Consider the following 5,301-nt stretch of genomic DNA (forward strand, 5'->3'; position numbering starts at 1 on the left):
GCGCCGGACTTGTCGGGATTCTTGCCCAGAATCCACTGCGAGGTCAGTTTCTGCGCCCGGCGCGCGGTCAGGTCATTGAAGGCCGAATAGCCGAGGACCGCTTCCAGTGCTTCGTCGGCTGTGGCGTCGACCAGGGTGCCACCGACCCAGGCAACGATTTCCCCTTCCCAGTCCAGCCCATCCTCGCCGGAGGGAACCGGGACCTCGGCACCGTCCACGCTCAGGGACTGGGTCCAGCGGGCGAACAGCGTGGGGTATTCAGGCAGCTGCGCATCCCGGTAGGTTCCTTCGGCCACGTGCTTGAGGTAGTTCAGGCCGATGCAGATGACCCGCGCCCCGGGCAGCACCGGCGGGACGAATTGCAGATCCGCTGCCGGAACCGGCTTTCCGCGACCCACTCCGTCCAAATAGCCGGAGGGCGATGACCAGAACTCCTCCAGGCTTGCCAGAATCTGCGCCGTGTGCCCGTCGTCGGACAAGGATGCCACGTTGACCTGTCCGTCTTGTTCCAGGATGCCAACAATTCTCATGGGTTTTCCTCCGTCAATTCCCGTGCTCGGCTAAAAGGTCTAAAAGATTCGCACCTTTTATGTTTGAATTGGAGCATGACATAGATCCGGGCCCATGTACAGCCCGGGATCCCTCCACGCACCACCGCTAATCTGGGCCCCAGGCGCCTTTCCCGCCCCGGGCACGAAGGAGTGAACCCATGACCGCCGAATTCCGCCGCTACCTCTTTCCCGAAAACCATCCCCGCATTGCGCAGGTGAAGGGGCTGGACGCCTATGAATACCGGCAAGCGGCCAAGGCCCCGGGCAGCTTCACCGGCGAACTCATCAAGGGATGGACCCCGCTGTACCTGCAGCCATTTTGCGGCGTCACCGAAACCGGCGCATTGCGCCCGGATCTGCACCCGCTGGCCCCGGCCCGCCCCGGCGAGCAGGCCCCGGTGGCACAAATGATCGAGGCGGCCGAGGCGCTGCTGGGCTGCCTCGATACCGAAGGCCGGGAGCGGCTGATGCATCCGGTCGACGCGGTGCAGTGGCAGACCTGGGCCAATCCGGAATTCATGCAATTCGACACCGGGCTCCGGCTGGAATTCCAGCCGGCAGCCGTGCGCGAAAAGGCGCTGGCACTGGTCAAGGCCTCGCTGAGCCCCGAGGGCTACGAACTGGCCCACGGCATGATGCTGATCAACGGGTTCCTCGGCGAAACCGTGGGGCTGGAATCGATTCTGAACGAATTCAGCTACAACTTCGCGCTCTACGGCACGCCGCACCCGGAACACCCCTGGGGCTGGCAGCTGTTCGGGCACCACTGCGCCGTCAATTGCCTGGTGGTTGAGGGACGCATGGCCCTGGGCCCGGTCTTCTTCGGAGCGGAACCCAATGAAATCGATGAGGGGCCACAGCGCGGCCTGCGCGCCTTCGACAGGCGCGTCGACCTCGCCACCGAGCTGATGGCGGCCCTGCCACCCGGACAGCGCAAGGAAGCCACGCTCTACCAGCAGATGGTGGACCCCGCCATGCCCGAAGGCCGGGTGCATCCGGGCGACGAACGGCACCTGGCCGGAGCCTTCCAGGACAACCGCGTCATCCCCTTCGAAGGCCTGAAGGTGGCGAGCATGGAAGCCGATGCCCAGGAGCTGGTCTTCAAGATCCTCGGCGAATTCATCGCACCGCTGCCCAGCGGTCCCCGGGCTGCCCGCCTGCGCGAGCTCGGAGAGCATCTGGAGGAAACCTGGTTCTGCTGGATTGGCGGCAACGAGCCGAGTGACGTCTTCTACTACCGCATCCAGTCGCCGGCGATCATCGTGGAACTCGATCACCACTGCGGCGTCTTCCTCGACTATTCGACGCCCCAGCGGTTCCACGTGCATACGGTCATGCGCACTCCCCACGGGAACGACTATGGCCGCGCTTGGGTCCGCCAGTGGCAGCAAGCCAACCAGCAACCAGCCGCTCAGGATCTGAGTTCCGCCACATATCCAGGGGCTGAGGCGGGCTTGTAGCCCAGGCTCCGGGAAATTGTCCTGGCGGCGGTGCCCACTGCTGGCCAAAGCGCCTGCGGCGCCGCAGCCCCCTCGGGCGTGATAACCGACAGCGCTGCCACCACCTTGCCGCTCCCGTCCCTGATGCCGGCCGCCACCGAGACCGTCTGGCTGGGCAGAGTTCTGCGCACCACGCTGAATCCGGTCTGCTTCACGTGCGCCAGCACCTGGCGCATTTCAGCTTCGCCCAGAAGCATTCCGCCAGGCTCCTGCACCGGCCCCTGCGCCAGGATTTCGTTGGCCTCGGCCAGCGGGCAATGCGCCAGCAGCACCCGGCCCACCGCAGTGCCGCGCAGAGGCATGCGACCGCCCACACGATAGGCCACCTCGGGCGCCTGCGGAGAGGACAGGCGATCCACCATGACCGCCTCGCCTCCGTCGCGGATGGCCAGAATGACATGGTGTCCGGTTGCCGCATAGAGATCCTCGAGGTGGGGCAGGGCGATATCGCGGATTCCCTGCCCCCGTGGGGCCAATGAAGCCAACTCCCACATGCGCACGCCGACGACATAGTGCCCATCCTCGGCTTTTTCCAATGCGCCCCGTCGTGTCAATTGCCCGATGATCCGCCACGTCGTGGCCTTGGGAATCGACGTGATCCGGGAAATCTCTGAAATCGACAGGACGCGTCGAGTGCCGTCAAAGGCCCCGAGGATCGCGAAAGCCCGATCAATCACCGGTTCGCCCTGCGCCGGGCGTCCACCTGCAGCACTCACGCACACCCACCCATCGTGATCTATCGCACAAATTTTGTTTCACTGATTGAAACACATGCTCACGTGAAGGGTCAAAAACCGCAAGATTCTTTCAGGGCCCGCATTCGCGGCACCACAGCCCAACATCTTTTCAAGGGAGAGAACGATGACAGCGCTATCGGCCACCCATCGGTCACGAACCATTGTGTACTTCATTTGCTGGCTGAGCCTCATCGCCGATGGATACGATCTCTACGTCTACGGCACCACGCTGCCGGCGATCATCGGCCAAGAGCCTTTTAACGCCACCGCGGCCCAAGCCGGAGCCGTAGGAAGCCTGGCCCTGGTTGGCATGCTGATTGGCTCGCTGGTCGTGGGAATATTGACCGATAAGCTGGGCCGGCGGCGAATCCTCATCGGCTCGGTCCTGCTCTTCTCGACGTTCATGCTGGCCTGCGCCTTCGCTCCCACCTGGGAGCTCTTCGCGGCAGCCAGGTTCATCGCCTGCTTCGGCGTGGGCGGGCTGCTCCCCACAGCGGTGGCCTTGGCCAACGAATTCGCCTTGCCCGAACGCAAGTCGCTCACCTTGGGAATCGTGCTGACCGGCCCCGCGCTGGGAACTGTCGCGGCGTCGCTGAGCTCGATGCTGCTCATCGAGAACTACTCCTTCCGCCCCGTCTATGCGCTGGGCTGCTTCGGATTCCTTGCTGCGGCCTTGGCCTCGAAATTCCTCCCCGAGTCCCCCGCCTACCTCATGGCCGCAGGACGCCCGGAGACGGCCCGGGAAATTTCACGGGACTACGGCCTGGTCCTCCCACCGGCAGCCCCGCAGGCTCTTGGCGAAGCCGCACGTCACTCCCCGACGCGCCAATTGCTGGGCACCGGGCTCAGGGCACGCACCCTGCGCATCTGGCTGGTCACGCTGCTGTCCATGCTGACCATGTTCGGCGTCAGCACCTGGCTGCCGCAGATCATGCGCAATGCAGGCTACGGCATGGGCTCCTCGGTGTCCTTCCTGCTGGCCTATTCCCTCGGAGCCATGCTCGGCACGGTCATCGCTTCGCTGGTCGGCCAGCGAATCGGGGTCAAGCCGTTGGTGGTCTTCGGATTCTCCACCGCCGCCGCGGCCCTGCTGCTGATGACTTCCAATCCCGGGACCGCGCTCATGATGCTGCTGGTGGCGCTGACCGGCTTTGGCGGCATGGGAACGCAAAACCAGATCAACGACTACATTGCGCAGTTCTACCCGGGCGGCATCCGGGCTACGGGACTGGGCTGGGCCCTGGCCGTCGGGCGTCTGGGCGCAATTGCCGGGCCGACCTACGGCGCCATGATCATCGCCACTGGTACCGGAGTGCCCGGAGCAGCCATCGCCTTCGCCATTCCCGCGGTCTTCGGGGCAGCCCTCATGCTGACCCTGCCCCGTGTCGCGCCCGGCGCGCCTGCCACGCCCAATCCCCCTACCCGGCCGGAGCAATCGGCGACGCTGCCGAGCTCGAAGTGACGACAGGAAAACCATGAACAACACACAGCAAGCCCCCACCTCCGCGCACGCTCCCGTGGCCATCTGCGGCGGCGGCCCCAGCGGCCTGTTCCTCGCCCTGGACCTCGCCCAACACGGCATTCCCAGCGTGCTGGTGGAACCGCGCACGGATATAGACCGGCTGCGCCCGAGAGCCAAGACCACCAATGCCCGCACGATGACCCACCTGCGGCGCCTGGGGCTGGCCGATGCGCTGCGCCAGGCCGCGGCGCTGCCCACCAGCTATTCGCAGGATGTCATCTTCTGCTCTACCCTCAGCGGCTACGAGATCACCAGATTCCACGAAGCGTTCCAGCTCTCGCTCGGGCCGTATCGCTGGCAACCCGAATGCGGGCAGCAGATTCCTCAGCCGGTAGTCGAAGAAGTGCTCCGCGCGCAGGTGGCCAGCAACCCGCTGATCACCTGCTGGTACGGTTACAAGGCCATCAGCGTTGCCGAGCTGGATGAGCCTACCGGCTACGGATTCGGGCTGCATCAGGTCAGCTGCGAAGATGCCCACGGCAATCTCCGCACCGTGCGGGCCGATTTTGTCGTCGGCGCTGACGGTGCAAGTTCCGTGGTGCGCAAGTCGCTGGGCATCCGCCTCGAAGGCGGGTCTGCAGCATTGTCCAACGTCAGCGTAGTATTCACCTCGGCGCAGCTGGGGCAGAAGGCCAGTCTGGACCCCGCGGTGCAGTATTGGGCGCTGTCCGAAGGGGTCTGCGGCATGATCGGCCGCATGGATCTGGACAACACCTGGTGGGCCATCATCCAGGGCGTGGCTGCCGATGACCCGGACTTCGATGCCGCCGCGGCCATCAGGACCATGGCGGGAAAGGACATCGACCTGGAAATCCTGGCCACCGATCCGTGGACCGCACGGATGCTGCTGGCTTCCTCCTACGGCCGGCCGGGGATCTACCTGGTCGGGGATGCGGCCCACCTCAACCCGCCCTGGGGCGGGCACGGATTCAACACCTGCATTGGCGACGCCAGCAATCTGGCCTGGAAACTGGCGGCAGTCGTGCAGGGCT

The 5,301-nt window shown here is 65.1% G+C and carries 5 protein-coding genes; 3 read left to right on the plus strand and 2 right to left on the minus strand.

Annotated elements, in window-relative coordinates; all coding sequences use genetic code 11:
- The coding region (locus ACNPN0_RS14575; RefSeq protein ID WP_448938943.1) for a fumarylacetoacetate hydrolase family protein at nucleotides 1-530 on the minus strand (530 nt) is incomplete at its 3' end.
- A 179-nt stretch (nucleotides 531-709) separates the two neighbouring features.
- Between ACNPN0_RS14575 and ACNPN0_RS14580 the strand changes: the two genes are divergently transcribed.
- Nucleotides 710-2,011 (plus strand): DUF3500 domain-containing protein, encoded by a 1,302-nt coding sequence (locus ACNPN0_RS14580; RefSeq protein WP_448938385.1) that lies wholly within the window; start codon nucleotides 710-712, stop codon nucleotides 2,009-2,011.
- On the opposite strand, the gene ACNPN0_RS14585 is transcribed toward ACNPN0_RS14580, so the two are convergent.
- Nucleotides 1,963-2,766: an IclR family transcriptional regulator gene (locus tag ACNPN0_RS14585; protein ID WP_448938384.1), complete on the minus strand. Its 804-nt coding sequence runs from the start codon at nucleotides 2,764-2,766 to the stop codon at nucleotides 1,963-1,965. The two genes, ACNPN0_RS14580 and ACNPN0_RS14585, sit on opposite strands and share 49 nt — an antisense overlap.
- Nucleotides 2,767-2,911: 145 nt before the next feature.
- Here ACNPN0_RS14585 and ACNPN0_RS14590 point away from each other — a divergent pair, with 145 nt between their 5' ends.
- Both ACNPN0_RS14590 and ACNPN0_RS14595 read left to right on the plus strand, forming a co-directional pair.
- A complete protein-coding gene (locus tag ACNPN0_RS14590) occupies nucleotides 2,912-4,249 on the plus strand; it encodes an MFS transporter (protein WP_448938383.1) in 1,338 nt (445 codons plus the stop codon).
- 13 nt (nucleotides 4,250-4,262) lie between these two features.
- A partial coding sequence (locus ACNPN0_RS14595) for an FAD-dependent monooxygenase (protein WP_448938382.1) occupies nucleotides 4,263-5,301 on the plus strand: 1,039 nt, incomplete at its 3' end.

The organism is Glutamicibacter sp. AGC84, from assembly GCF_053543575.1.